This window comes from Methylocaldum sp. RMAD-M (genome assembly GCF_017832375.1).
Classification (GTDB): Bacteria; Pseudomonadota; Gammaproteobacteria; order Methylococcales; family Methylococcaceae; genus Methylocaldum.
Map to the genome: position 1 here is coordinate 39,986 of NZ_JAFIBZ010000005.1, position 23,504 is coordinate 63,489.

Here is a 23,504-nt window from a genome sequence, read left to right on the forward strand (position 1 = left end):
TACTCTCCGGGTAAGTGTTCGGGGATTTAGTCGTCTTCCCACTCCAGTTCGGCGAATGCAGTGGAAATATTCCTCTTATGGAACTCGTCGAACAGTTGCCAGTCATCGCGGGCCGATAAACCGACGTTCTCCATGGCATCCTCCATGGTTTTGCCATCTTTGATGAACGCTCTGATCTCGGACTGCAAAGTCCTGAGGTAGCGCTCCTCGGGCTCCAGCGCCTCAGGCCAATCGGCCGAAACCGGGCCGTGTCCCGGTATCGCCAGCTTGGCATCGATCGTTTTGAGTTGCTCGATCGTCGCGAGCCAGCCATTGAGGCTTCCGTCAACCACGGGTAAATGCCCCATGAACAGGAGATCGGCAAGCCAAAGGGTCTTGGTTTGAGCATCGTAAATGCTGAGATCGTTGTCGGTGTGGGATGTCTTGTGTGCCCTCAAAAGCAGCGTTCTGGCGCCGAGCTCTAGCACGAGCGTGTCCCGAACCGAATGATCGGGCGGCACGAAGTTCTCGATCTTTAAACTGAAGCCGAGATCGCGCTCGGCCTTTTCTTGATAAAAGGGCGCGCGCATGGCCATGGCTTCGGCAAGCTTGTGATGGCCGATGAAACTGACGCCGGGCTGTTTGAATGCGATATTGCCGTAGATGTGATCCGGATGGACGTGGGTGTTGATGACGTAGCAGATCGGAATCGTGGTGATGGATTCGATGGCGCTTCTCAAGGCATGGCCTTGCTCCGGGCTGCCCCCGGTATCAATCACCGCCACGCAACGCTGGCCGACTATGAAGCCGATATTGGCGATCTCGCCGCCGTTGTGGCTATCCGGCAGTTCGTGGACGCCCTGGTGAACGTAAATGCCCGGCGCGACCTGCTGAAGCGAGAGTTTGGGGATGTCGGTCTGGGCAGGGGCGTTTAGCGCGGTGAGCGATAGGATAAGCGCAATAACTGGAACTTTCATTAAGGTCTTGTGTCTTTTTCGTTGGCGATCAATAGATCGAGCAAAGCGCGGCTGGCCCGCGACCGCATTTTCGCTTCGGGCGCGATGATGTTCAACTGCCAGCGGAGGCCATCGGGCGGGTTGATCCGCCGTGATACCAAGCTGTTATTTTCATGGCGCATGGCCTGAATGGATGCAAAACCGATACCGAGTCCGGCCCGGACAGACTCTTTCACGCCCGCGACGCCCATCACCTCGATATTGACCGGCGCCGTAATATGCGCTTCGGCCAACGCGGTTTCGACGACTTGCCTCGCACCCGATCCCGGTTCGCGCCAGATGATTTGGTAGCGGGTAAAAACATCGAGAGGAACGGCCTCCGGATAAATTTCCGCGATTTCATGATTCTGGGGGACGATCAGCACGATTTCGTCCTCTTTCCACGGCAGCATGCGGAATGGCGCGGATAACTGCTCGGTCGCGACCGGGCCTTCGATGAAAGCCAAATCCAACTCCGGAAGATTTTGCACGATTTCTTGGGTATTGCCGGTATTGATATACACATGCACGCCGGGGTAGTCGGTTTGGAGTCTCACGACGTATTCGGGTAGGTAATAGCTGGCGATGGTCATCGTCGAGCCGATGCGCAAGGTTCCGACGTTGACCTGCTGTAAGCGGCGGATGTAGTCCTTCGCCTCGCGATAGTCGCGTTCCATGCGTTCGGCGTATTCGAGTAGACCTTGGCCTGCCGGTGTCAAAACGATTTGATGGCCGACTCGCTCGTACAGCGGTTCTCCGACGGCATCCTGAAGTAACTTCAGCTGCCCGGAGACGGCCGGTTGGCCTAGGTTCAGCTGTTCAGCGGCTCGAGTGATGCTTTTCAGCTTTGCCACGATCGCAAAGGTCAGGAGAGACTGCAAGTTCATACATGATTCTGCATAAATATGCGTAACATCATGAAAAGTAATGGAAAATTCATGAATATCGATTTGAATTTGATGGACCCATCCGCTACAGTCGCGTACACCGATTCGACTACCCGCTAGAACGCGTTGTTTCTGCCGATGTTGAGGGCGCTGGGCCCGAGAACGGCTGTTTCCGAAGTACTATATTAAAGGTATGCACCGTATGACCACAGCTCCGGTTGCTTTTAAGAAAGTCAAGAAAAATAAGAGGATGGCGCCCAAGGGGCGCCCGATCGACCTCAAGGCCTTGGAGGAGATTCGTGCCTTGCTCGGCGAAGCGCCGCGTCGCCGGGATTTGCTGATCGAGCATCTGCATAAGATTCAGGATGCCTACAAGTATATTTCCGCAAAACATGTCGTTGCCTTGGCCCATGAGATGAAGCTTTCTCCAGTCGAGGTGTATGAGGTCGCTACCTTCTACCATCATTTCGATGTGGTCAAAGAGAACGAGACGCCTCCTCCGCCCTTGACGGTGCGCGTTTGCGAGTCGGTTTCCTGTGAAATGGCCGGCGCCAAGCCGTTGCTGGAAGCACTTCAAAAAGGGCTGGGAGAAGGGGTCCGCGTGATTCCGGCACCATGCGTCGGACGTTGCCAGCATGCGCCGGTTGCCGTGGTGGGGCAAAATCCGATCGATAATGCCAACGAAGAAACAGTACAGCAGGCGGTTGTCAGCAGGGCGGTCGAAGCCGAGGTCCCGGCTTACATCGATTATTCCCAGTATATCGCTCAGGGCGGATACCAAACCCTGAAGGCATGCATCGAAGGCAAGCGCAACCGCGAGTGGGCGATTAATGCCATGGAGCATTCCGGTTTGCGCGGTCTTGGCGGCGCCGGTTTTCCGGCGGGACGCAAGTGGCGGATCGTCAGTAGCTATCCGGGGCCGAGGCTCATGGCAGTGAACATCGACGAGGGCGAGCCGGGCACTTTCAAGGATCGCCATTACCTGGAAAGCGATCCTCACCGTTTTCTCGAAGGTATGCTGATCGCCGCGTGGGCGGTCGACATCAGCGAGATCTATATCTATCTTCGCGACGAGTATGCCGCCTGCCGCAAGATTCTTACCGAAGAACTGGCCAAGCTGCAGAGCAATCCGCCTTCCGCAACACACCTGATTCCGCCGATTCATCTACGGCGGGGGGCCGGCGCCTACATCTGTGGCGAGGAGTCGGCAATGATCGAATCCATCGAGGGCAAGCGCGGCATGCCGCGGCTCCGCCCTCCCTTCGTTGCCGAAGTCGGTTTGTTCGGCCGTCCCACGCTGGAGCACAACATGGAGACGGTGTTCTGGGTGCGCGACATTCTGGAGAAGGGACCCGAGTGGTTCTCTTCGTTCGGGCGGCACGGCCGTAAAGGATTGCGTTCGTTCTCGGTCAGCGGGCGCGTGCAGAAACCGGGGGTTCATCTGGCCCCCGCCGGTATCACCGTGCGCGAGCTGATCGACGAATACTGCGGCGGCATGCTGCCGGGACACGAGTTCTACGGCTACTTCCCCGGCGGCGCTTCCGGCGGAATTCTGCCGGCATCCATGGGCGATATTCCGCTGGATTTCGACACCTTGAATCAGTACGGCTGTTTTATCGGCTCCGCTGCCGTCGTCATCCTGTCCAACCAGGACAGCGCCAAGGCGATGGCGATCAACGCCATGAAGTTTTTCGAGGAAGAATCGTGCGGTCAATGCACGCCTTGCCGGGTCGGTACCGGCAAGGCGGTCAGGCTCATGCAAAAGGACCAATGGGACAAGCCCTTGCTGGACGACATCTCCAAGGTGATGACCGATGCATCCATCTGCGGCCTTGGTCAGGCGGCGGCAAATCCCTTGCAGTGCGTGTTCAAGTATTTCCCCCAAGAGCTTGAAAAGTAAGCGAGCTGAAATCCGTAGGAACGAGATATGGTTGCCAATCCCAAAGATTTAAAGACAGCGAAGACCGTCGGATTCAAGCTCGACGGCGAAGACATTCAGGCTTTCGAAGGCGAAACTATCCTTCAGGCGGCCAAGCGGCAGGGTAAGGAGATCCCGCATCTGTGTTACAAAGACGGCTACCGGCCGGACGGCAATTGTCGCGCCTGCGTGGTGGAGATCAAGGGCGAACGTGTCCTGGCGCCGTCCTGTTGCCGTTATCCGCAGGAAGGGATGGATGTATCGAGCACGAGCGAGAGGGCTCGCACTTCTCAAAAGCTGGTGCTGGAGCTTCTGCTCTCCGATATGCCGGAGCAAGGCAAATCGCCTTATAACCCTCATTCCGAGCTGGATTTCTGGGCAGACAAGCTGGAGGTCGGGAACCCTCGATTCCCCGGTCGAGGGCAGCCGGCTCCCGATTTTTCGCACCCCGCCATCGCCGTGAATCTGGACGCCTGCATCCAGTGCACGCGTTGCGTGCGGGCCTGCCGCGAAGAGCAGATGAATGACGTGATCGGCTACGCGTTCCGCGGGCATCACTCCAAGATCGTTTTCGATCAGGACGACCCGATGGGCGAGAGTACCTGCGTGGCCTGCGGTGAATGCGTGCAGGCGTGCCCGACCGGTGCCTTGATGCCGTCCAAGAATGTCGGCCTGGTCGAACCCGACAAGAAGATCGATTCCACCTGCCCTTACTGCGGCGTCGGGTGTCTTCTGACCTTCAACGTCAAGGACAACAAGATCCTTTACGTCGATGGACGCGACGGCGATACCAATCACAGCCGTCTCTGCGTCAAGGGTCGGTTCGGTTTCGATTACGTCCACAATCCCTTGCGCCTGACCAAGCCTCTGATCCGCAAGGAAGGCGTGGCGAAGACCACGGAACTGCTCGATCCTAAGGACATCGAGCAGGTCTTCCGTGAGGCGACCTGGGAGGAAGCACTGGATTTCGCCGCTTCCGGACTCCGCAAGATTCGTGACGAGAAGGGCCCCCAAGCTTTGGCCGGCTTTGGCTCGGCCAAAGGCAGCAACGAAGAGGCTTATTTGTTCCAGAAACTGGTGCGTACCGGCTTCGGCACCAATAACGTCGATCATTGCACCCGCTTGTGTCATGCCTCGTCGGTTGCGGCTTTGCTGGAGTGCATCGGTTCCGGCGCGGTATCGAATCCGGTGGAAGATGTCGCGAAGGCCGAGGTCATCGTCCTCATCGGGTCCAATCCCACGGTCAATCACCCGGTTGCGGCCACGTGGTTCAAGAATGCGGTGCGGAACGGCACCAAGCTCATCGTGATGGATCCGATCCGCACGGAAATTTGTCGCTTCGCGACCTATTCGCTGCAGTTCCGTCCGGATACCGACGTGGCCTTGCTCAACGCGATCATGCATACCATCGTTGCGGAAGGCCTATACAACGAGGAATACATCCGAAAGCACACCGAAGGCTTCGAACAGCTGAGAGAGCACCTGAAGGACTACAATCCTGACCTGATGGCTCCCGTGTGCGGCATCCCAGCGGAAACCATCAAGGAGGTGGCTCGTCTTTATGCCAAGTCCAAGGCGGCGATGATCCTCTGGGGAATGGGGGTGTCCCAGCACGTCCACGGTACCGACAATGCCCGTTGCTTGATCTCTCTCGCTCTGATGACCGGCCAGATCGGCCGTCCGGGCACCGGTTTGCATCCGCTGCGCGGACAAAACAACGTGCAGGGTGCGTCCGATGTGGGGCTTATCCCCATGGTCTATCCGGATTATCAGCCGGTCGGCGATGCCGAAGTCCGCGCAAAGTTCGAAAAGCTGTGGAGTACTCAACTCGACCCCAAGCCAGGCCTTACCGTGGTCGAAATCATCCATGCCATCCATGATGGCAAGCTGAACGGTCTCTATATCGAGGGTGAAAACCCGGCCATGTCCGATCCCAATCAGAACCACGCCCGCGAAGCCTTGGCGATGCTGGAGCACTGCGTGGTGCAGGACATCTTCCTGACCGAAACGGCCGGCTTCGCCGACGTGATTCTGCCGGCCTCGGCTTTCCCAGAAAAGACCGGGACCTTTACCAATACGGATCGCCGTGTTCAGTTGGGACGGCAAGCCATCGACCCGCCGGGCGACGCTCGACAGGACTGGTGGATCATTCAGGAAATCGCGCGGCGTATGGGGTTGGACTGGAATTACTCCGGCCCTAAGGATGTGTTCAACGAAATGCGCCAGGCGATGGGCAGCATCGCCGGTATTACCTGGGACCGGCTGGAGCGGGACGACTCCGTCATCTACCCGTGCGAGCAAGAGGGTGATCCCGGTGAACCGGTCATTTTTGTGGATGAGTTTCCGCGCAAGGGCGGCAAGGGATTGTTCGTTCCTGCGGTATTCAGCCGCGCGAACGAACTGCCCGACAATGACTATCCGTTTGTCTTCATTACCGGCCGGCAGCTCGAGCACTGGCATACCGGCAGTATGACCCGGCATGCGAGCGTTCTGGATGCGATCGAGCCCGATCCGGTTGTCTCGATTCATCCGCTCGACTTGGAAGCCTTGGGCGGCAAGCCGGGCGAATTGATTACCATCGAATCGAGGCGCGGCAAGATCTCCGCCTATGCGAGGGTCGATACTGGGTTGCAGCCGGGAAGCTTATTCATGGCCTTCTGTTACAACGAAGCCTCGGCCAATCTGATCACCAACGAGGCGTTGGATCCCTACGGTAAAATACCTGAATTCAAGTTCTGCGCCGTCAAAGTTACACCCGGCGGCAAGTTGTCCGAACGGATCAGTTAATCGATAGATTGATCTAGGGCAGCCCTGACGGCGGATTTGTCGTCAGGGCTTTCTTGCGTGTTGCCCAAAAAACCCGTCTAACCGTGCTGTGCCGGGCTTCGCAGCAGTTCTTGCATTATTGACTTTTAATCCGAAATACTTCAACTTACGCACGCAGACGGGCTTGTCGGGGAATTTCCACGAGTACCTTAGGGAATGTTTCCTTACGCAACATAAAATCCGTCCTATTGTTTTTAGGGTAACTTATCGTTAACAAAACGTACTCTGTGTATACAGAATACGAGGAGGAAAAGAGATGAAAAAACCCGTGAAAAGTTGGCTGGTCGCAACGTCGGTCGCATCGTTGCTGGCAGCCACGGGGATTTCCCAAGCCAATACCGAAGTCGAAGCCCTCACGAAGGACCCCAAGAACTTCGCGAGTTGGGGCGGGGATTACTATGGCATGCGCTACAGCGCGCTGGACCAGATCAATAATAAGAACGTAAAGGATCTTCAGCCTGTCTGGACTTTCTCGACCGGCATGCTGCGTGGTCACGAAGGTGGCCCTCTCGTCATCAATGATGTGATCTATATTCAGACGCCTTACCCGCACAAGGTTTATGCGCTGGATCAAGGCACTCAGTCCGTAATCTGGGAGTACTCTTACTCACCCGATAAGGACGTCGATCCCAACCAGGTTATCTCGGTCATGTGCTGCGACGTGGTAAACCGTGGTCTCGCGTACGGCGACGGCAAGATCTTCCTGGCTCAGGGTGACGCTACGCTGGTTGCCTTGGACGCCAAGACCGGCAAAGTGGTGTGGAAGACCAAGAACGGCGAACCCAAGCTCGGCATGACCAGCACCAACGCTCCGCTGGTGGTAAAGGATAAGGTCATCACCGGTATCGCCGGCGGCGAGTTTGGTGTGCGCGGTTTCCTCGCGGCTTACAACATCAAAGACGGCACCTTGGCTTGGAAAGCCTACAGCATGGGTCCGGATTCCGACATCAAGGTCGATCCGGAAAAGACCATGACCTGGACCGACGGCAAAATGGCGCCGGTCGGCAAGGACTCCAGCGTGAAAACCTGGGAAGGCGATCAGTGGAAGCTCGGCGGTGGCACCACCTGGGGCTGGTACAGCTACGATCCGAAACTCAATCTGGTCTACTACGGCTCCGGCAACCCCGGTACCTGGAATCCGAGTCAGCGTCCCGGCGACAACAAATGGTCGATGACCCTCTGGGCTCGCGATGCGGATACCGGCGTGGCCAAGTGGGTTTATCAGATGACCCCGCACGACGAATGGGACTATGACGGCATCAATGAGACGCCCTTGATCGATCTGAAAATGACCGACAAGAACGGCAAGGAGCACGACAAGTTGATCGTCCACTTCGATCGTAACGGTTTCGGCTATACGCTCGACCGTGAAACCGGCGAGCTTCTGGTTGCCGAGAAATTCGACAAGGCCGTCAACTGGGCCAGCCACGTCGACATGAAGACCGGCCGTCCGCAGGTGGTCGACCAATACAGCACGCACAAGGGCGGTCCCGACCACAACACCACAGGGATCTGCCCGGCCGCTCTGGGTAGCAAGGACCAGCAGCCGATCGCGTTCTCGCCCCGGACCAATTTGGTCTATATTCCGGGCAACCACGTGTGCATGAACTACGAGCCTTTCGAAGTCGAGTACACGGCAGGTCAGCCGTACGTCGGCGCGACTCTCACCATGTTCCCGGCCGGTGTTGACGCCAAGACCGGCGAGAAGAACGGTTCGCATAACCTCGGCGTATTCACCGCCTGGGATCCGACGACCGGCAAGATCGTTTGGGCTAAGGACGAACCGTTCTCCGTATGGAGTGGCGCGGTTGCAACCGCTGGCGATGTCGTGTTCTACGGCACCTTGGAAGGCTACTTGAAAGCGGTTGACGCCAAGACCGGCCAAGAACTTTACAAGTTCAAGACCCCGTCGGGCATCATCGGCAACGTCAACACCTGGAGCTACAAAGGCAAGCAGTATGTTGGCGTTATGTCGGGTCTCGGTGGCTGGGCCGGTATCGGTATGGCCGCTGGCCTCGAAGGCGAAAGCGAAGGGTTGGGTGCTGTAGGCGCATACCGTAGCCTCAGTAACTACACCAAACTGGGCGGTGTATTCACCGTATTCGCTCTGCCTAACAAATAAATCTAAAGCGTTAGTTGTATAGTACGCCCTGGCTGATTCGTCAGCCGGGGCGTTCTTTTTGTAGTGGTTTTGAATGCCGAATTTTTACGTTTACTCTTGGTCTTAAAGACGTTTGTTCAAGCTATAAAGGAGTCCTTCATGACCGTTAGGTGCGATACCCGTCGGGCAGTGGTGCTTTTGGCGTCATTGTTGATGCCTTTTTCCGTGGCTCAAGCGGATAAAGATGCTTTCAAGGTTTGCGCAGACCCGAACAATCCACCTTTCTCAGATAAGAACGGTCATGGTTTCGAGAACAAAATTGCCGAGCTGTTCGCTAAGGAGTTGGGAAAAAAAGTCGAATACACCTGGTTCCCGCAGCGGATCGGCTTCATTCGGAATACTTTAAAAGCGCAATTGCCGGACTCCGACGAATACAAGTGCGACGTGGTGATGGGCGTGCCTACCGGATATGAGCTCGCCGCGACCACCAAGCCTTATTACCGTTCGACGTATGCCTTGGTTTACCGGAAAAATCGCGGCTGGGACGACATCAAATCGCCCGAAGATCTTGAACGTCTTCCGGACGAACGGAAGAGCAAGCTGCGCATCGCCATGTTCGATGGAGCGCCAGGCACAACCTGGCTATTCAATCATCAACTCGCCGATCAAGGGATACCTTATCAAAGCATGTCGGGAGATGCGTCGGTCAATACCGCTCAGATTCTTGCGAAGGATTTCTCTGAAGGGAAAATCGATATGGTCATCGTTTGGGGGCCGATCGCCGGTTACCTCGTCACTCAAGGGAAACCCGGGGCTTTCGGGATGATACCCATGAAGTCGGAAGAGTCGGTCAAATTCGACTTCCCTATCTCGATGGCCGTCCGCTTTCCCGACAAGGAGCGGAAAGAGGAGTTGAACTCTTTGATCGAACGAAACGCGAAGAAGATCGAAGCGTTACTACACGAGTATCGCGTGCCCTTGGTCGATCAGAATGGAAACCTGATCGAAGCGGCAAATAAAAGAAAAAAATAAGATATGGCGGGAGGGGCAGGGCGGTGAAGCCTTGCCCCTGCCTCGTTATGACGGTTCCGGTAAACCGGGGTTTTTCAGCTTTCTCGCCGCATGTGCGGGAAGAGAATGACGTCGCGGATCGAGGGCGAATCGGTGAAGAACATTACTAACCGGTCTATGCCGATGCCCTCGCCCGCGGTCGGCGGCAGCCCGTATTCCAAAGCGCGGATATAGTCCGCATCGTAGTGCATCGCTTCTTCGTCCCCGGCATCCTTGTCTGCAACCTGTTTTTTGAACCGCTCCGCTTGATCTTCCGGGTCGTTCAGCTCCGAGAAGCCATTGGCGATTTCCCGTCCTCCGATGAACAGCTCGAATCGATCGGTCACGAATGCATTCTGATCGTTGCGGCGGGCCAGGGGCGATGTTTCGGTGGGATATTCCGTGATGAATACCGGACCCATCAGTCGATGCTCTACGGTTTTCTCGAAAATCTCGGTCTGGAGTTTGCCTAGACCATCGCCCGGGGTGACGAGATAACCCAGGCGCTCCGCAACTTGGGCCGCCCGATCGCGATCGGCGAGATCCTCAGCCGTCAGGTCCGGATTGTAGCGAAGAATCGATTCGAGTACGGTCAGCCGTTCGAACGGCTGCGCCAAATCGTAACTTTGACTCTCGTGTACGACGGTGGCGCTTCCGAAGAGCTTAACGGCTAGGCCGCGCAGCATTTCCTCGGACAAGTCCATCAAGTCCCGGTAGTCTGCATAGGCCTGATAGAACTCCAGCATCGTGAACTCCGGATTGTGCTTGGTGGACAATCCTTCGTTGCGGAAGCTGCGGTTGATCTCGAAAACCTTTTCGAACCCGCCGACGACGAGGCGCTTCAGGTAAAGCTCCGGCGCGATACGAAGATACAAATCCATATCGAGCGCGTTGTGATGGGTGATGAACGGCTTGGCCCGAGCTCCTCCCGGAATCACTTGCATCATCGGGGTTTCCACTTCGAGGAAGTCCCGCTCGAGCAGAAACTGCCGAATAAACTGAACGATGGTGCTGCGCATCTTGAACACTCGCCGCGAATCCTCATTCATGACGAGGTCGACATAGCGCTGCCGGTGGCGGGTTTCTTCGTCCGTTAGGCCGTGAAATTTCTCCGGCAAGGGGCGCAGTGATTTGGTAAGAAGGCGAATGCCCGTGGCTCGTATGGACAGCTCGCCGGTCTTGGTTCGAAACGCCGTTCCCTCGACGCCGATGATATCGCCGATGTCCCAGTGCTTGAAGGCTTCATATTCGCCTTCCGGCAGGGCATCCTTCTGCAGGAAAATCTGAATGCGGCCGGACATGTCCTGAATATGGGCAAAGCTCGCCTTGCCCATCAGTCGCTTACCCATGAGTCGCCCGGCGGCTTTCACCCGGATGTTGCGCGTTTCGAGGGTGGCGCCATCCTCGTCCCCGTATTGGTCATGAAGTGCCTGTACCAGTGTGTTGCGCCGGAAATCGTTGGGGAAGGCAATGCCGCTCCGACGCAATTCAGTCAGTTTTTCCCGCCTCTGAGCGATGAGTTTGTTTTCGTCGAGTTGTTCGGTCATACCGTTTCTTGTTACGAAAATGTTTCAGGGAAAGCTCCGCTTGAGCGGAGTAAACCAGGCTGTTTGCGGCGGGCCGGGCATACTCCGACCGCCTTTAAGCCTCACAGGCCGCTTTTCAAGCTGGCTTCGATGAACATGTCCAGATCGCCGTCCAGCACGGCTTGCGGGTTGCCGGTTTCGACCCCGGTGCGCAAATCCTTGATCCTTGATTGGTCCAGTACGTACGAGCGAATCTGGCTGCCCCAGCCGATGTCGGACTTGGAATCTTCCAGTTTTTGCTTTTCCGCGTTGCGCTTCAGCATCTCCATCTCGTAGAGCTTCGCCCGAAGCTGTTTCATGCACCGGTCGCGGTTGGCGTGCTGGGACCGTTCGGTCTGGCACTGTACCACGATGCCGCTGGGAACGTGCGTGATGCGCACGGCGGATTCGGTTCGGTTGACGTGCTGTCCGCCGGCGCCGCTGGCCCGGTATACGTCGGTGCGGAGATCGGCCGGATTGATTTCGATATCGATCGTGTCGTCCACTTCGGGCGAAACGAATACCGAGGAGAACGAGGTATGCCGACGATTGCCGGAGTCGAACGGTGATTTTCGGACCAGACGGTGCACGCCGGTTTCGGTTCGCAGCCAGCCGTAGGCATATTCGCCCTCGAAGCGGATGGTAGCGCTCTTGATGCCGGCAACGTCACCGGGCGACTCTTCGATCAGTTCGGTCTTGAAGCCGCGGCGTTCGCCCCAGCGAAGATACATGCGTTCCAGCATTTCCGCCCAGTCCTGGGCCTCGGTGCCGCCGGACCCCGCCTGAATGTCGAGGAAGGCATTGTTCGGGTCCATTTCGCCGGCGAACATGCGCCGGAACTCGAGATCGGCTACCAGCTTTTCGAAGCGTTCGAGATCGGCAGCCACGGTGTCCACGGTTGCTTCGTCGTCTTCTTCCACCGCCAGTTCGAGGAGTTCCTCGGCGTCGTTCACGCCCTGCTCGATGCTGACCAGGTTGTTGACGACCGACTCGAGCTGCGTGCGCTCGCGTCCCAGATTTTGGGCCCTTTCGGGGTCGTCCCAGATCTTTGGGTCTTCCAGTTCCTTTAAAACTTCGTCCAGCCGCTCCCGTTTGGTATCGAAGTCAAAGGTACCCCCTAAGAGCTGCCTGGCGGCTCTTCAAGTCTTTGATTTGGTTGTAGAGGGGATTGAGTTCGCGCATGGTGAATGGTTTTCAGTATCCGGCGAAAAAACCGCGATAGTACTACAGATGAGCGAGAAGAAAAACGAGCGGAAGCGTGCGGCTCAACTCGGCATCAGTCCCAGCGCTCGTCGCGCACCTGAATCATGCCGTTTGCGATGCGGACCGGAAAGCACGGGAGGTCCTCATAGGCCGGGGGCTTGAGGACTTTGCCGGTCTTTAGGCAGAAGCGGGCGCCATGGCGAGGGCAGACGATTTCGCAGCCTTCCAGCCGGCCGCTCGCGATCTCGGCGCCATCGTGGGTACAGACATCCTCGACGGCATAATACTCGCCGTCGATCATGAATACGGCGACGTCGGTTCCGTCGACATCCACGACGACATGCTCGCCGTTTTGAAGACTGCCTTCACGGGCGACATCGATCCAGTCGGACATGAAACGACTCTCTCTTTATTCGGTACTGACGGTGTCGGCTTCGTTCTTGAGAGCCGCTTGCAACGAATGCCAGGCCAGGGTGGCGCATTTCACCCGGGCCGGGTAGGCGCGTACGCCCGACAGGACCGCCAGTTTGCCGATTTCTTCCAGGTTCACGGCGTCGTCGTTCTTGCCGGTGGTGATGCGATGGAACAGATCGAACAAGTGCTGGGCCTCGTCCTCGGTGTGGCCTTTGACGATTTCGGTCATGAGCGAGGCCGAGGCCGTCGAAATGGCGCAGCCCGAGCCTTGGAAGCTCACGTCCTCGATTACGCCGGCGTTGACTTTGACGTAAAGCGTGATCTTGTCGCCGCACAAGGGGTTGAACCCCTCGATCTTGCGGTTGGCGTCTTCCATCACCCGGAAATTGCGCGGGTTGCGGTTATGGTCGAATACGACTTCCTGATAGAGATCCCTGATCTGATCCAGCATTAGCCGAACACCTCGATGACTTTGCGAATACCGTCCACCAGGATATCGATTTCCTCGAAGGTATTGTAGAGCCCGAAGGAGGCGCGGGCGGTCGCGGGCACGCCGAAGAAGTCCATCACCGGCATGGCGCAATGGTGTCCTGCCCGGATGGCGATGCCGAGGTGATCCAGAATCGTGCCGATGTCGTGGGGGTGTATGCGCTCCAGCGTAAACGACAGGATGGCGCCTTTCCGTTCTGCGGTGCCGACGATAGTCAATTGCGGAATTTCGAGGGCTCGTTCCGTGGCGTACTGCAACAACTGGTTCTCGTACTCGGCGATGGCATCCATGCCTATGGTCTCGAGATATTCCACCGCCGTGCCCAGGGCAATCGCGTCCACGATGTTCGGCGTGCCCGCTTCGAATTTGAAGGGCAGGGCGTTGTACTCGGTTCTCTCGAAAGTGACGCGGCGGATCATGTCGCCGCCGCCTTGGTAAGGCGGCATGGCCTCGAGCCATTTTTCCTTGCCGTAGAGAATGCCGATGCCGGTCGGACCGTACAGCTTGTGCCCGGACAGGGCGTAGAAATCGCAGTCCAGGTCCTGGACGTCCACCACCATGTGAGGCGCCGCCTGCGCGCCGTCGAGAAGCACCGGAATCTCTCGACTATGGGCCAATTCGATGATGGCTTTGACCGGGTTGATCGTTCCCAGCGCATTGGACATGTGGCAGACCGAGACCAGCCGGGTGCGCGGCGACAGGAGTTGCTCGAACTCGTCCAGCAGAAGTTCGCCGGTTCGGTCGATCGGAGCGACCTTCAGCTTTGCGCCGGTTTGTTCGCACAGCATCTGCCAGGGGACGATGTTGGAGTGATGCTCCATGGCGGTGATGAGGATTTCGTCGCCTTCTTTCAAGGTGCTGCGGCCGAAACTTTGGGCAACCAGATTGATGGCTTCGGTGGTGCCCCGCACGAACACGATTTCGTGGCTGTGCTTGGCATTGAGAAACTGCTGTAGCTTCTCGCGCGCACCTTCGAAGAGATCGGTCGAGCGCTGGCTCAGGGTATGCACGCCGCGGTGAACATTGGAGTAGTCGTTCTCGTAAACCCGGCGGATGCAATCGATAACTGCTGTGGGCTTTTGCGTGGTGGCGGCGTTATCTAGATAGACCAGCGGTTTACCGTTCACCGTTTGGCGGAGAATCGGAAAGTCCTCGCGAAGTTTCGCGACGTTATAACCGACCGAGTTCGGCCGAGTTTTCAGGCTGGCCGCGCTTGGAGCGGAATGTGCTGCGTTCTGCGTCATAGCGGCTTGGGAAGCGGAAACCTTGTTCATAGCCAATCCTTTCGGATGTCGGATTGCGGCAGAAAAGACAACAGTTCGCTTTGAACCAGTCTTTTGAGACTGCTTAACCGTATCTTTTCGACCATTTCATTGGCAAAGGCGAAGGTAAGCATATTGCGCGCCGTCGGTTCATCCACGCCGCGCGATTCGAGGTAAAAAATGGCCTCCGGATCGAGTTGCCCTACCGTCACGCCGTGAGCGCATTTCACGTCGTCCGCGTGAATTTCCAGCTGCGGCTTGCTGTCGATCTCGGCGTCTTCCGACAAGAGCAGGTTGCGGTTGCTCATTTCGGCGTCGGTTTTCTGGGCTTCCGGGTGAACGACGATGCGCCCGGAAAAGACGCCCCGCGCGCGATCCCCGGCGATGCCGCGGTAGGTTTCGCGGCTGGTGCCGCAGGGTGCCCGGTGATGGATCAGGGTCTGGGTGTCCAGATGCCGCCGTCCGGTCGCGAGGAACAGTCCGTCCAGTTCGCACCCCGCCGCATGGCCCAATTGAGCGTGAATCTCGGTACGAGCCAAAAGGCCCCCGAAAGCAAGATGATGCTGGCGGAGTCTGGCCGAGCGCGCCTCTCGCGCGTAAATGCCGCCGAAGTGATAGCTCTTGGCGGTCTCGCTCTGAAGCTTGTAATGGTCGAATCCCGCATTCTCGCCCACCGAGATTTCGGTGACCGAGGCCGTGAGATAGCTTGAGTCTCCGATACCCGCATACGTTTCAACGAGGCTGGCTTCGGCATTCTGCTCCAGCGCGACGAGATTGCGGGTCACAGACAGTCCGTCCGGGCGTGTCGAGAAATGGATCACCTGCAAGGGTCTGTCCAGAACCTTGCCGGCCGGGATGTGCACGAATGCGCCGTCTCTGAAATACGCGGTGGTGAAGGCGATAAAGCCGTGAGCTACTTCCGGAACCACTTGGTTGAGTAAGCCCTCGATCAGATCGGGATACTGTTCCAGCGCGTTGGCCAGAGATGTCGCGATTACGCCCTCGGGAAGGTTGGCAGTCACGGAATGTTCGGCGGAATAAACGCCGTCGACGAAGACCAGCAACCACGCACCTTCCAGACGGAGCCGCGCCAGAGCGTTCGTATCCGTCGCGCCTGCGGGCGCGCCCACAGTCGGCACGAACAGCTTCTTCTCCAGGGTGGCGACATTGGTGTATTTCCACTCTTCCTCGCGCGGCGAGGGAAAGCCGCTGGCGGAGAAGCGGCTTTGGGCCTCTTCCCGCAGCCGGCGCAGCCACGGCAGATGCTCGCCCGGCAGCTTCGATGCCAATTCGCGATAGTGTTCGACGTAGTGCTGAGCCGCGCTCATATCAGGCACCCGCAGACGTCAGTTGATCGACCCAGCCGTAGCCTTTCTTTTCCAGTTCCAGCGCCAGGCTGGCATCGCCCGATTTCATGATCCGGCCGTGGGCGAGCACGTGAACCTGATCCGGCTTGATGTAGTTCAGCAGGCGCTGGTAATGGGTGACCAGGATGAAGGAGCGATCCGCCGAACGCAGGGCATTCACGCCGTCCGCCACCAGCTTGAGCGCGTCGATGTCGAGCCCGGAGTCGGTTTCGTCGAGAATGCACAGGCTCGGTTCGAGCACCGCCATCTGGAGGATTTCGTTGCGCTTCTTTTCGCCGCCGGAGAAGCCTTCGTTGACGCCGCGGTATAGGAACTGCTCGTCCAGATTTACTGCCTTGATCTTCTCCTTGACCAGTTTCAGGAAGTCCATGGCGTCGACTTCGCTCAGGCCCCGATGTTTGCGGATGGCGTTCAGGGCGGCCTTCAAGAGATAAATATTGCTGACGCCGGCGATTTCCACCGGGTATTGAAAGGCGAGAAAAACGCCTTCACGGGCGCGCTCCTCGGGTTTCATCTCCAGAAGATTCCGACCGAGATAGCTCACGGTTCCATCGGTGACTTCATAACCCGCGCGACCGGCCAGCACGTGGGACAGCGTGCTCTTGCCGGAGCCGTTCGGTCCCATGATGGCATGGACCTCGCCGGGCCTGATGTCCAGGCTGATGCCTTTGAGGATGGGTTTGTCGTCGACCCGGACGTGGAGATTCTCGATTTTGAGCATAACTGACTTACCTGAGGTTTATTCTGTTGGATGGATCGACCGGGATACTAGCCTACGCTGCCTTCCAAACTGATTCCCAAGAGCGCCTGGGCTTCCACGGCGAATTCCATGGGCAGCTCCTTGAACACTTGCTTGCAGAAGCCGTTCACGATCATCGATACCGCGTCCTCGGCGGACAGGCCACGCTGCATGCAGAAGAACAGCTGGTCCTCGCTGATCTTGGAGGTGCTGGCTTCGTGTTCCACCTGAGCCGTGGGTTGCTTGACCTCGATGTAGGGGAAGGTATGCGCGCCGCAACGATCGCCGATCAGCAGCGAGTCGCACTGGGTGTAATTGCGCGCATTCTCGGCGCTTTTCAGAATCTTCACCAGTCCGCGATAGCTGTTCTGGGCGCGGCCGGCGGAAATCCCCTTGGAAATGATGGTGCTCTTGGTGTTCTTGCCGAGATGGATCATCTTGGTGCCGGTGTCGGCCTGCTGGCAGTGGTTGGTGACCGCAACCGAATAGAACTCGCCCACCGATTCGTCGCCGCGCAGGATGCAGCTCGGGTATTTCCAGGTGATGGCAGACCCGGTTTCCACCTGGGTCCAGGAAATCTTGGATTTGCGGCCCCGGCAATCGCCCCGCTTGGTGACGAAGTTGTAGATGCCGCCGCGGCCTTCTTCGTCGCCCGGATACCAGTTCTGCACCGTCGAATATTTGATCTCCGCGTTGTCCAGGGCCACCAATTCCACCACCGCGGCATGCAGTTGGTTCTCATCCCGCATCGGAGCGGTGCAGCCTTCGAGATAGCTGACGTAGCTGCTATCTTCGGCAATGATGAGGGTGCGTTCGAACTGGCCCGTTTTCGCGGCGTTGATGCGGAAATAGGTGGACAGTTCCATCGGGCAGCGCACGCCTTTCGGGATGTAGACGAAGGAGCCGTCGGAGAACACTGCCGAATTGAGCGCCGCGAAGAAGTTGTCGCCGGGCGGCACTACGCTGCCGAGGTATTGGCGCACCAGGTCGGGATGATTCTGGATCGCTTCCGACATGGAGCAGAAAATCACGCCCGCTGCCGCCAGCTTTTCCTTGAAAGTCGTCGCCACCGACACGCTGTCGAACACGGCGTCGATCGCGACGCCGGCCAGCCTTTCCTGCTCGTAAAGCGGGATGCCGAGCTTGTTGTAGGTTTCCAGCAGCTTCGGGTCCACCTCGTCCAGGCTCTTCGGCTGTTCCTGGGACTTTGGCGCCGAGTAGTAGCTGATGGCCTGATAATCGACTGGTCCATAGTGGACGAAAGCCCACGTCGGCTCTTCCATGTTCAGCCAGTGACGGTAGGCTTCGAGCCGCCATTCGAGCATGAACTCGGGCTCGTTCTTTTTGGCCGAGATGGCGCGTATCACGTCCTCGTTGAGGCCGGGTGGAAGGGTATCCGCCTCCAGGTCGGTGACGAAGCCCGGCGCATAGTCCTTTTTGATGAGTTTATCCAGGGTTTTCGCTGTCGCAGACATGATGTTTACTCCGCGCCTTTATCTCGGCTGATAGTGAAGGGTGCTGACCGGGATATGGATTTCCTCGGACGCTTTAGTCAAGGGCATGACCATATCGGCCAGGCTGACCGACTCCAGGGCGGTTCGGATCGCCCGGTTGATAACGCCCCAATGGCCTCGAATCTGGCATGACGACGACTGCTGGCACTGATCGTGGTCGAGGCCGCATTCTGTCAAGGCGATCGGTCCTTCGAGGGCGTAAATGATAGTCGCCACGCTGGTCTTGGCCGGCGATCGGGTCAACTGATATCCGCCTTTGGCGCCGCGCGTGGATTTGAGGATGTCGGCCTTGGTCAAACTCTTCAGAATCTTGCTCACCGTCGGGATCGCGACTCCGGTCGAATCGGCCAAATCGGTCGCGGCATAAGTGCGTTCGGGTTCTCCGGCCATATGTCCCAAAACGATGATGGCGTAATCGGTTAGTTTGCTGATGCGAAGCATGGCGCTACCTTTCTAATTAAGGACCATTTTAGTCCTATATAAATCCCAAGTAAAGTAGTAGGCTTTTGTTGAACCCGGCTGTTTCCTGGACCTCGAAGGATATACAGATTGCGGTTGCACAATGTTGGAGCTCAAGGCGCCATCATTCGGCGTTATACTGTTGCGAACCCGCACGTAATTGCGCCATTAAGGCACTTTTATTGCCAGCAAGGAAAAAATGAGATGAACAAAGTTTGCCCAACCTTGGGGATTTTTTTTCAGTTTGCTGTAACCGTTTTAGCTCTCGGCACCGTTGCTGCGTCCGCCGTTCAGGCCGAAGCTCCTGAGCTCATCCCGGATACGCCCGCCGTCCACATACAAAGTCTTCTCAAGGAGGGTACGCATCCCAAGCTGCGCTGGGGCAAGTTTCCCGACTACAAGGCGCAACTGGAGCAGTTGTATTACCAGAACGGCCTTACGCCTTTATGGCTGAACGAAGGAAGGCCGACGCCGCAGGCAGAGACGCTGGTGGCGAGCTTGGCGGAGGCGGACAGCAAAGGGTTGAACGCTGCGGATTATGACGCCGAGCTGTTGGGCAAGTGGTTGAGCGAGTTCGATACGACGGCCGCAAATCCGCGGGAAGTCGCTTCCTTTGATGTGGCTCTGAGCCTCGTGGCCATGCGTTACGTATCGAATCTGTATGTCGGGCGCATCAATCCGAATAACATCGATTACGGACTCAACGTCGAGCCCAAGAGGGTGGATCTGCCGAATCTGATTCAGAAAATCGCTCAGAGCCAGCAACCGGCGGCGATGATCGATGCTTTGGAGCCCAAGTTTCCTATCTATGAGCGGCTCAAGGCGGCGCTGCCTCAGTATCAGCGGTTAGCAAAGGAAATGACCCCGGTCCAGTTTTCTTTTCCGGCGAAATTCAGTCCGGGAGATCGCCATAAGGATGTGCCGGCGCTGAGACATTTGTTGCTCGCTCTTGGGGATTTGAACGAAATCAAACAGGGTTCCGCCGGCTCCCTGGTTTACGGACCCGAGCTTGCGCAAGCGGTCAAGCGTTTTCAGCAGCGCCACGGGTTGACGGCGGACGGCATTATCGGAAAAGGTACGCTGAATCAGCTTAATTTCCCGCTGGCCGACCGATTGCGGCAAATTCAGCTCGGGCTGGAGCGTCTTCGCTGGTTGCCCGAACAAATCCGCGGCAACTATCTTGTCGTCAACATTCCGTCATTCCAGCTGTTCGGTTTTCGAAACGGCTCCGCTTTCGGAACGTCCGATCTTCAGATGAACGTCATCGTCGGGGAGTCCGTCGACGGACGTCATACGCCCGTCTTTCACTCGGATATGACGTATATCGTCTTTCGGCCGTACTGGAATCTGCCGTACAAGATCACGGTCAAGGAAATGCTGCCGCAAATTCTCAGTAACCCCGGATACTTGGCGAAGAACAGCCTGGAGCTGGTCCCGAATTTCTCGCCGAATGCGCCCGTTTATGAGCCAAGCTTCAGAAATATCGAGATGCTGACGACTGGTACTCTCAAGTTGCGGCAGAAGCCGGGCCCCAAAAACGCCTTGGGTTTGGTCAAGTTCGCGTTCCCTAACCACAATAACATTTATCTGCACAGCACACCGTCCAAGGGATTGTTCAAGAAAGCCAGGCGCGATTTCAGCCACGGCTGTATCCGAGTGGAAGATCCGGTTGCTCTGGCGGAATTCATTCTGGCAGACCAGGGTGAATGGACCCGCGAACGGATCGAATCGGCCATGACTAGAGACAAGCCGAAAACCGTCACCTTGAAGCAGGCCGTACCGGTTTACATCTTCTATTCGACGGTGTTGGCGGACGAGTCAGGCACCGTGAGCTTTTACGATGACATCTACGGCCACGACCTGATTCTCAGCGACCTGCTGGCGAAGGGCTTCCCTTACCCCTCATGACGAGGAGGGGAGCGAGCGGAGAAAGCGCTCTAAATCGGATTTGGAGCGCTGAATCTATTATCGGGCAAGGCTACCAGGAACGGACTCTGCCGGTATCCAAATGAACGAAATCGGAGCGGCGGTAATAGCCGACGCCGCCCTGTTGTAGGGCGAGCGCTGCCTTCTGGATCGTGCGCGTACTGATATCGCTCATGCGAATATCGATCGCCTTGCCTTCCATGTGCAGGCTGTGTTCGGCCACGCCATGGCTGGTCTTGCGCAGCATCCGGTTCGTTTCCGGAGAACGGTATCCCGATACCACCTGAAACGTGCCGCGGCTCCCGGTGAATACCGAAACCGCATAGAGCAAATCGATCAGGCCGGAATCCATCGGATGGACGCTATCTGTACGATGGTCCCGCAGAAAATAGTTGAACTGCCTCAAAGTTCGGCGGTCGTAATACTGTTGCGGGCTACAAAGGAGCGTCAGTTCTTCGCCGGTATTTAAATTATGAAATGAGAGCTTGCGATCTTTACTGAAGATTTTCGCAAGCGCATCGGTCGAGGGTAAAAGCAAAGCTCCGACAGCAGCCATTCCGGCACGCGTCAAAAATGCTCGCCGGGATATGCTGGCGTCGGATATTCGATGCCTATTATGAGAATTTGTGTTAGTGCTCATATGCTAAGTTCCCTTTTTTAAATAAGGTCTTCGCATAGGCATCGAAGAATTCTCCGTAGTCCCTTCTCCGCCACCAATGCGCGGAGGCGGGGAACTCGTCGATGCCCGGGTGAACGGCAACCCGCCCACCGAAAAACGCGAACTTTACTTTTCGTGCCTTACGGAATCAAGCTTTAAAACTACCTCCTCATTTAAAGCATAAATCGCGCCATTCGTGAGTAGCCGCTAAGTGCCTGTGATTCAAAGCTCGGCGGCTCTGTCGATACTGTCCCGGTCTGGTCGTTAAATGCTTCTTTTCTCATAAAGAAATATTGATGGCATCAAAATCCGCTGCCCGATCATGGGCAGTCCGACCCGAATCAGTGCTTTCACGAACCAACTGGCACGTCAAAAAACCGGCGGATTTTGCAGCGTCCAATTCCCCTTCAACGTCCGAGAGGAACAGGATGGAGGCGGGCGGCAAGCCAATCTGCCGAGCAATCTCCCGGTAGGAATCGGCATCTTGCTTGGGGCCGATCCGAGTGTCGAAATAACCGGAAAACAGCGGCGTCAAATCGCCGTATTCGGTGTGTCCGAACAGGAGTTTTTGGGCGTGGACGGATCCCGAGGAAAATACATAGAGATCGATGCCCTGAGCTTTCCATTCCCTTAGCTTGCGCACGGCGTCCTCATAGATGTGACCGCAATAATCCCGTTTGCGGTATCCCTCTTCCCATATCATCCCCTGCAATGCTTTGAGGGGCGGTGACTTTCGATCCTCATCGATCCAGCGAATCAGCTGTTCTGCGACTTGTACCGTGCTCAACTCCATTCCGCAGAGTGAACGCACCTCGTCGAACAGCTTCGCTACATCCGGATTATCGGCATGATGAGCGACGAAACTCATCATACGCTCGCGGGAGTAGGGGAACAATACATCTTTGACAAAGGATATCGATGATGTAGTTCCCTCAATGTCAGTCAAAATCGCGCTAATCATACGTACTGGGTCAAAAATTGTTCGAGTTTGGGAAAGGTGTCGGCAATATTGGCGCCGGTGAATCGAGCGACCCAGCCTTCTGGAGAAGTGAATAAGCGGATTGCCTTCAGATTCGGATTCTCGCCCATGTCGAACCAGTGCTTGACATGCGCCGGGACGCTGATGAGGTCGCCTTGCTCGCACAGCAGCACGTATACCTTGTCGTTGGGATGCAGATAAAAGAGGCCTTTTCCATCGACGAAGAAACGCACCTCGAAATCGTCGTGAGTATGTTCGCTGAGAAACTTGGTGCGCAGTTCCGCCTTCTGCGGATGGTCCGGGCGTACGCTGATGACGTCGACCGAGCGAAATTCGTAGCGGTCGATCAGCCGATCAATGGATGGACGATAGGCCGCGATAATGGACTCCTGATCGGCGTCGGGAGACAGTTCCTGGTCGGCGGTCCAGCGCTCGAACAGCACACCGATTTCCCAAAGCTTCGTGGCGATGGTTTCCGGTTCTCGGATCACCTCGGCATTTTCCGGCCGATTTTCGGGATGAATGGTCAGTAAGCTCATGGCGTTCTTACTCCGTGTAAGCGACTCTCGATATCAAATAAAAATTCCAGCGCGTCGACATGACGCAGAGCGTCCTTCACCGAGGCTCCCCAGGTATAAAATCCGTGACCTGCGATTACATAACCGTAGATGTTGCCATGGAGTTCGATGTATTCGTCCACTTTCAGCGCCAGCCGCGGAATGTTCTGATCATTGGGGAATATCGGGATAACGATTCGAGTTTCATGCGTGTCGATTCCCGGCAGGGCTTTCAGCAGTTCGTAGTTCTCCAGCACTAGTTCGTCGCGAAAGAATCGCGAAAGCAAGGTGGCGCTCGGCGTATGCGGGTGCAGCACGGCACCGACATCCGGATAGCGGCGATAGATCGAGGTATGCAGCAAGGTTTCGGCGGAGGGTTTTTTTCCGTCCAGCGATCGGCCGTCGGCATCGATCAGCATGATGTCGTCGGGGGTCAGTTCGCCTTTGTGGCGTCCGGATACGGTGATGGCGATGCGCCCGTCGCCGAGCCGGGCGGAAAAGTTTCCGCTGGTTGCGGGGGCCCACCCCCTGCCGTGAATATAGCGCCCCGCTTCGATCAGTTCGCTGGCGCGCTGCTGGAATTCGTCGTGCATGGATGATGTCTGCCGTGCAGCA

General features: G+C 56.9%; 20 protein-coding genes. 5 read left to right on the plus strand and 15 right to left on the minus strand.

From position 1 onward, the window contains the following. Nucleotides 1-26: 26 nt before the first annotated feature. Both JOD69_RS06805 and JOD69_RS06810 read right to left on the minus strand, forming a co-directional pair. The gene (locus JOD69_RS06805; RefSeq protein ID WP_086134248.1) at nucleotides 27-956 is read right to left on the minus strand and encodes a quinoprotein relay system zinc metallohydrolase 2; all 930 of its coding nucleotides are present in this window, start codon (nucleotides 954-956) and stop codon (nucleotides 27-29) included. Beyond that, nucleotides 956-1,861 carry a LysR substrate-binding domain-containing protein gene (locus tag JOD69_RS06810; protein WP_077730325.1) on the minus strand — a complete coding sequence of 302 codons (906 nt, stop codon included), beginning with the start codon at nucleotides 1,859-1,861 and terminating at the stop codon, nucleotides 956-958. The genes JOD69_RS06805 and JOD69_RS06810 overlap by 1 nt, the downstream gene beginning before the upstream one ends. 202 nt (nucleotides 1,862-2,063) lie before the next feature. On the opposite strand from JOD69_RS06810, the gene JOD69_RS06815 reads away from it, so the two are divergent. The 4 genes from JOD69_RS06815 to JOD69_RS06830 all read left to right on the plus strand — a co-directional run bounded on the left by JOD69_RS06815 (nucleotide 2,064) and on the right by JOD69_RS06830 (nucleotide 9,738). Beyond that, a complete protein-coding gene (locus JOD69_RS06815; protein WP_086134269.1) occupies nucleotides 2,064-3,761 on the plus strand; it encodes an NAD(P)H-dependent oxidoreductase subunit E in 1,698 nt (565 codons plus the stop codon). 27 nt (nucleotides 3,762-3,788) lie between these two features. After that, nucleotides 3,789-6,566: a formate dehydrogenase subunit alpha gene (gene fdhF / locus JOD69_RS06820; RefSeq protein WP_086134250.1), complete on the plus strand. Its 2,778-nt coding sequence runs from the start codon at nucleotides 3,789-3,791 to the stop codon at nucleotides 6,564-6,566. A 295-nt stretch (nucleotides 6,567-6,861) separates the two neighbouring features. Further along, on the plus strand, nucleotides 6,862-8,727 hold the full coding sequence (locus tag JOD69_RS06825) for a methanol/ethanol family PQQ-dependent dehydrogenase (protein ID WP_086134251.1): 1,866 nt from the start codon (nucleotides 6,862-6,864) through the stop codon (nucleotides 8,725-8,727). A gap of 138 nt (nucleotides 8,728-8,865) precedes the next feature. After that, nucleotides 8,866-9,738, plus strand: coding sequence for a substrate-binding domain-containing protein (locus JOD69_RS06830; protein WP_077730328.1), 873 nt, complete (start codon nucleotides 8,866-8,868; stop codon nucleotides 9,736-9,738). 74 nt (nucleotides 9,739-9,812) lie between these two features. On the opposite strand, the gene lysS is transcribed toward JOD69_RS06830, so the two are convergent. The 9 genes from lysS to JOD69_RS06875 form a co-directional block, all read right to left on the minus strand. Then, nucleotides 9,813-11,303, minus strand: a complete 1,491-nt coding sequence (gene lysS / locus JOD69_RS06835) for a lysine--tRNA ligase (RefSeq protein WP_077730329.1) — start codon at nucleotides 11,301-11,303, stop codon at nucleotides 9,813-9,815. A 101-nt stretch (nucleotides 11,304-11,404) separates the two neighbouring features. After that, nucleotides 11,405-12,503, minus strand: a protein-coding gene (gene prfB, locus JOD69_RS06840; protein ID WP_133719003.1) for a peptide chain release factor 2 whose coding sequence is annotated in 2 segments (ribosomal slippage) — nucleotides 11,405-12,427 and nucleotides 12,429-12,503 — 1,098 coding nt in all. Because the reading frame shifts where the segments join, the coding sequence is not laid out codon by codon here. Nucleotides 12,504-12,597: 94 nt separating this feature from the next. Further along, a complete protein-coding gene (locus JOD69_RS06845; RefSeq protein WP_077730331.1) occupies nucleotides 12,598-12,918 on the minus strand; it encodes a non-heme iron oxygenase ferredoxin subunit in 321 nt (106 codons plus the stop codon). A 15-nt stretch (nucleotides 12,919-12,933) separates the two neighbouring features. Next, nucleotides 12,934-13,389 (minus strand): Fe-S cluster assembly sulfur transfer protein SufU, encoded by a 456-nt coding sequence (sufU, locus tag JOD69_RS06850; RefSeq protein WP_077730332.1) that lies wholly within the window; start codon nucleotides 13,387-13,389, stop codon nucleotides 12,934-12,936. Next, nucleotides 13,389-14,630 carry a cysteine desulfurase gene (locus tag JOD69_RS06855; protein ID WP_086134270.1) on the minus strand — a complete coding sequence of 414 codons (1,242 nt, stop codon included), beginning with the start codon at nucleotides 14,628-14,630 and terminating at the stop codon, nucleotides 13,389-13,391. The genes sufU and JOD69_RS06855 overlap by 1 nt, the downstream gene beginning before the upstream one ends. A gap of 68 nt (nucleotides 14,631-14,698) precedes the next feature. Next, complete coding sequence (sufD, locus tag JOD69_RS06860) at nucleotides 14,699-16,018, minus strand: Fe-S cluster assembly protein SufD (RefSeq protein WP_086134253.1); 1,320 nt, start codon at nucleotides 16,016-16,018, stop codon at nucleotides 14,699-14,701. Between the two features lies 1 nt (nucleotide 16,019). Next, on the minus strand, nucleotides 16,020-16,778 hold the full coding sequence (gene sufC / locus JOD69_RS06865) for a Fe-S cluster assembly ATPase SufC (RefSeq protein WP_077730334.1): 759 nt from the start codon (nucleotides 16,776-16,778) through the stop codon (nucleotides 16,020-16,022). A 47-nt stretch (nucleotides 16,779-16,825) separates the two neighbouring features. Further along, nucleotides 16,826-18,271 carry a Fe-S cluster assembly protein SufB gene (sufB, locus tag JOD69_RS06870; protein ID WP_086134254.1) on the minus strand — a complete coding sequence of 482 codons (1,446 nt, stop codon included), beginning with the start codon at nucleotides 18,269-18,271 and terminating at the stop codon, nucleotides 16,826-16,828. Between the two features lie 18 nt (nucleotides 18,272-18,289). Then, complete coding sequence (locus JOD69_RS06875; protein ID WP_086134255.1) at nucleotides 18,290-18,751, minus strand: SUF system Fe-S cluster assembly regulator; 462 nt, start codon at nucleotides 18,749-18,751, stop codon at nucleotides 18,290-18,292. Between the two features lie 222 nt (nucleotides 18,752-18,973). Here JOD69_RS06875 and JOD69_RS06880 point away from each other — a divergent pair, with 222 nt between their 5' ends. Continuing rightward, nucleotides 18,974-20,677 carry a L,D-transpeptidase family protein gene (locus tag JOD69_RS06880; protein WP_086134256.1) on the plus strand — a complete coding sequence of 568 codons (1,704 nt, stop codon included), beginning with the start codon at nucleotides 18,974-18,976 and terminating at the stop codon, nucleotides 20,675-20,677. 70 nt (nucleotides 20,678-20,747) lie between these two features. Here JOD69_RS06880 and JOD69_RS06885 read toward each other — a convergent pair whose 3' ends face one another. The 4 genes from JOD69_RS06885 to JOD69_RS06900 form a co-directional block, all read right to left on the minus strand. Next, nucleotides 20,748-21,251 (minus strand): DUF882 domain-containing protein, encoded by a 504-nt coding sequence (locus JOD69_RS06885; protein WP_240502509.1) that lies wholly within the window; start codon nucleotides 21,249-21,251, stop codon nucleotides 20,748-20,750. Nucleotides 21,252-21,633: 382 nt separating this feature from the next. Further along, nucleotides 21,634-22,314 (minus strand): acireductone synthase, encoded by a 681-nt coding sequence (gene mtnC / locus JOD69_RS06890; RefSeq protein ID WP_086134257.1) that lies wholly within the window; start codon nucleotides 22,312-22,314, stop codon nucleotides 21,634-21,636. Continuing rightward, a complete protein-coding gene (locus tag JOD69_RS06895) occupies nucleotides 22,311-22,871 on the minus strand; it encodes a cupin (protein WP_077730340.1) in 561 nt (186 codons plus the stop codon). The genes mtnC and JOD69_RS06895 overlap by 4 nt, the downstream gene beginning before the upstream one ends. After that, on the minus strand, nucleotides 22,868-23,482 hold the full coding sequence (locus tag JOD69_RS06900; protein WP_240506964.1) for a methylthioribulose 1-phosphate dehydratase: 615 nt from the start codon (nucleotides 23,480-23,482) through the stop codon (nucleotides 22,868-22,870). The genes JOD69_RS06895 and JOD69_RS06900 overlap by 4 nt, the downstream gene beginning before the upstream one ends. Between the last annotated feature and the right edge of the window lie 22 nt (nucleotides 23,483-23,504).

Bases quoted from the DNA above. Each gene is read 5' to 3' on its own strand.
- JOD69_RS06805 (WP_086134248.1), bottom strand. From the start codon at position 956: ATGAAAGTTCCAGTTATTGCGCTTATCCTATCGCTCACCGCGCTAAAC.
- JOD69_RS06810 (WP_077730325.1), bottom strand. From the start codon at position 1,861: ATGAACTTGCAGTCTCTCCTGACCTTTGCGATCGTGGCAAAGCTGAAA.
- JOD69_RS06815 (WP_086134269.1), top strand. From the start codon at position 2,064: ATGACCACAGCTCCGGTTGCTTTTAAGAAAGTCAAGAAAAATAAGAGG.
- fdhF (WP_086134250.1), top strand. From the start codon at position 3,789: ATGGTTGCCAATCCCAAAGATTTAAAGACAGCGAAGACCGTCGGATTC.
- JOD69_RS06825 (WP_086134251.1), top strand. From the start codon at position 6,862: ATGAAAAAACCCGTGAAAAGTTGGCTGGTCGCAACGTCGGTCGCATCG.
- JOD69_RS06830 (WP_077730328.1), top strand. From the start codon at position 8,866: ATGACCGTTAGGTGCGATACCCGTCGGGCAGTGGTGCTTTTGGCGTCA.
- lysS (WP_077730329.1), bottom strand. From the start codon at position 11,303: ATGACCGAACAACTCGACGAAAACAAACTCATCGCTCAGAGGCGGGAA.
- JOD69_RS06845 (WP_077730331.1), bottom strand. From the start codon at position 12,918: ATGTCCGACTGGATCGATGTCGCCCGTGAAGGCAGTCTTCAAAACGGC.
- sufU (WP_077730332.1), bottom strand. From the start codon at position 13,389: ATGCTGGATCAGATCAGGGATCTCTATCAGGAAGTCGTATTCGACCAT.
- sufD (WP_086134253.1), bottom strand. From the start codon at position 16,018: ATGAGCGCGGCTCAGCACTACGTCGAACACTATCGCGAATTGGCATCG.
- sufC (WP_077730334.1), bottom strand. From the start codon at position 16,778: ATGCTCAAAATCGAGAATCTCCACGTCCGGGTCGACGACAAACCCATC.
- sufB (WP_086134254.1), bottom strand. From the start codon at position 18,271: ATGTCTGCGACAGCGAAAACCCTGGATAAACTCATCAAAAAGGACTAT.
- JOD69_RS06875 (WP_086134255.1), bottom strand. From the start codon at position 18,751: ATGCTTCGCATCAGCAAACTAACCGATTACGCCATCATCGTTTTGGGA.
- JOD69_RS06880 (WP_086134256.1), top strand. From the start codon at position 18,974: ATGAACAAAGTTTGCCCAACCTTGGGGATTTTTTTTCAGTTTGCTGTA.
- JOD69_RS06885 (WP_240502509.1), bottom strand. From the start codon at position 21,251: ATGGCTGCTGTCGGAGCTTTGCTTTTACCCTCGACCGATGCGCTTGCG.
- mtnC (WP_086134257.1), bottom strand. From the start codon at position 22,314: ATGATTAGCGCGATTTTGACTGACATTGAGGGAACTACATCATCGATA.
- JOD69_RS06895 (WP_077730340.1), bottom strand. From the start codon at position 22,871: ATGAGCTTACTGACCATTCATCCCGAAAATCGGCCGGAAAATGCCGAG.
- JOD69_RS06900 (WP_240506964.1), bottom strand. From the start codon at position 23,482: ATGCACGACGAATTCCAGCAGCGCGCCAGCGAACTGATCGAAGCGGGG.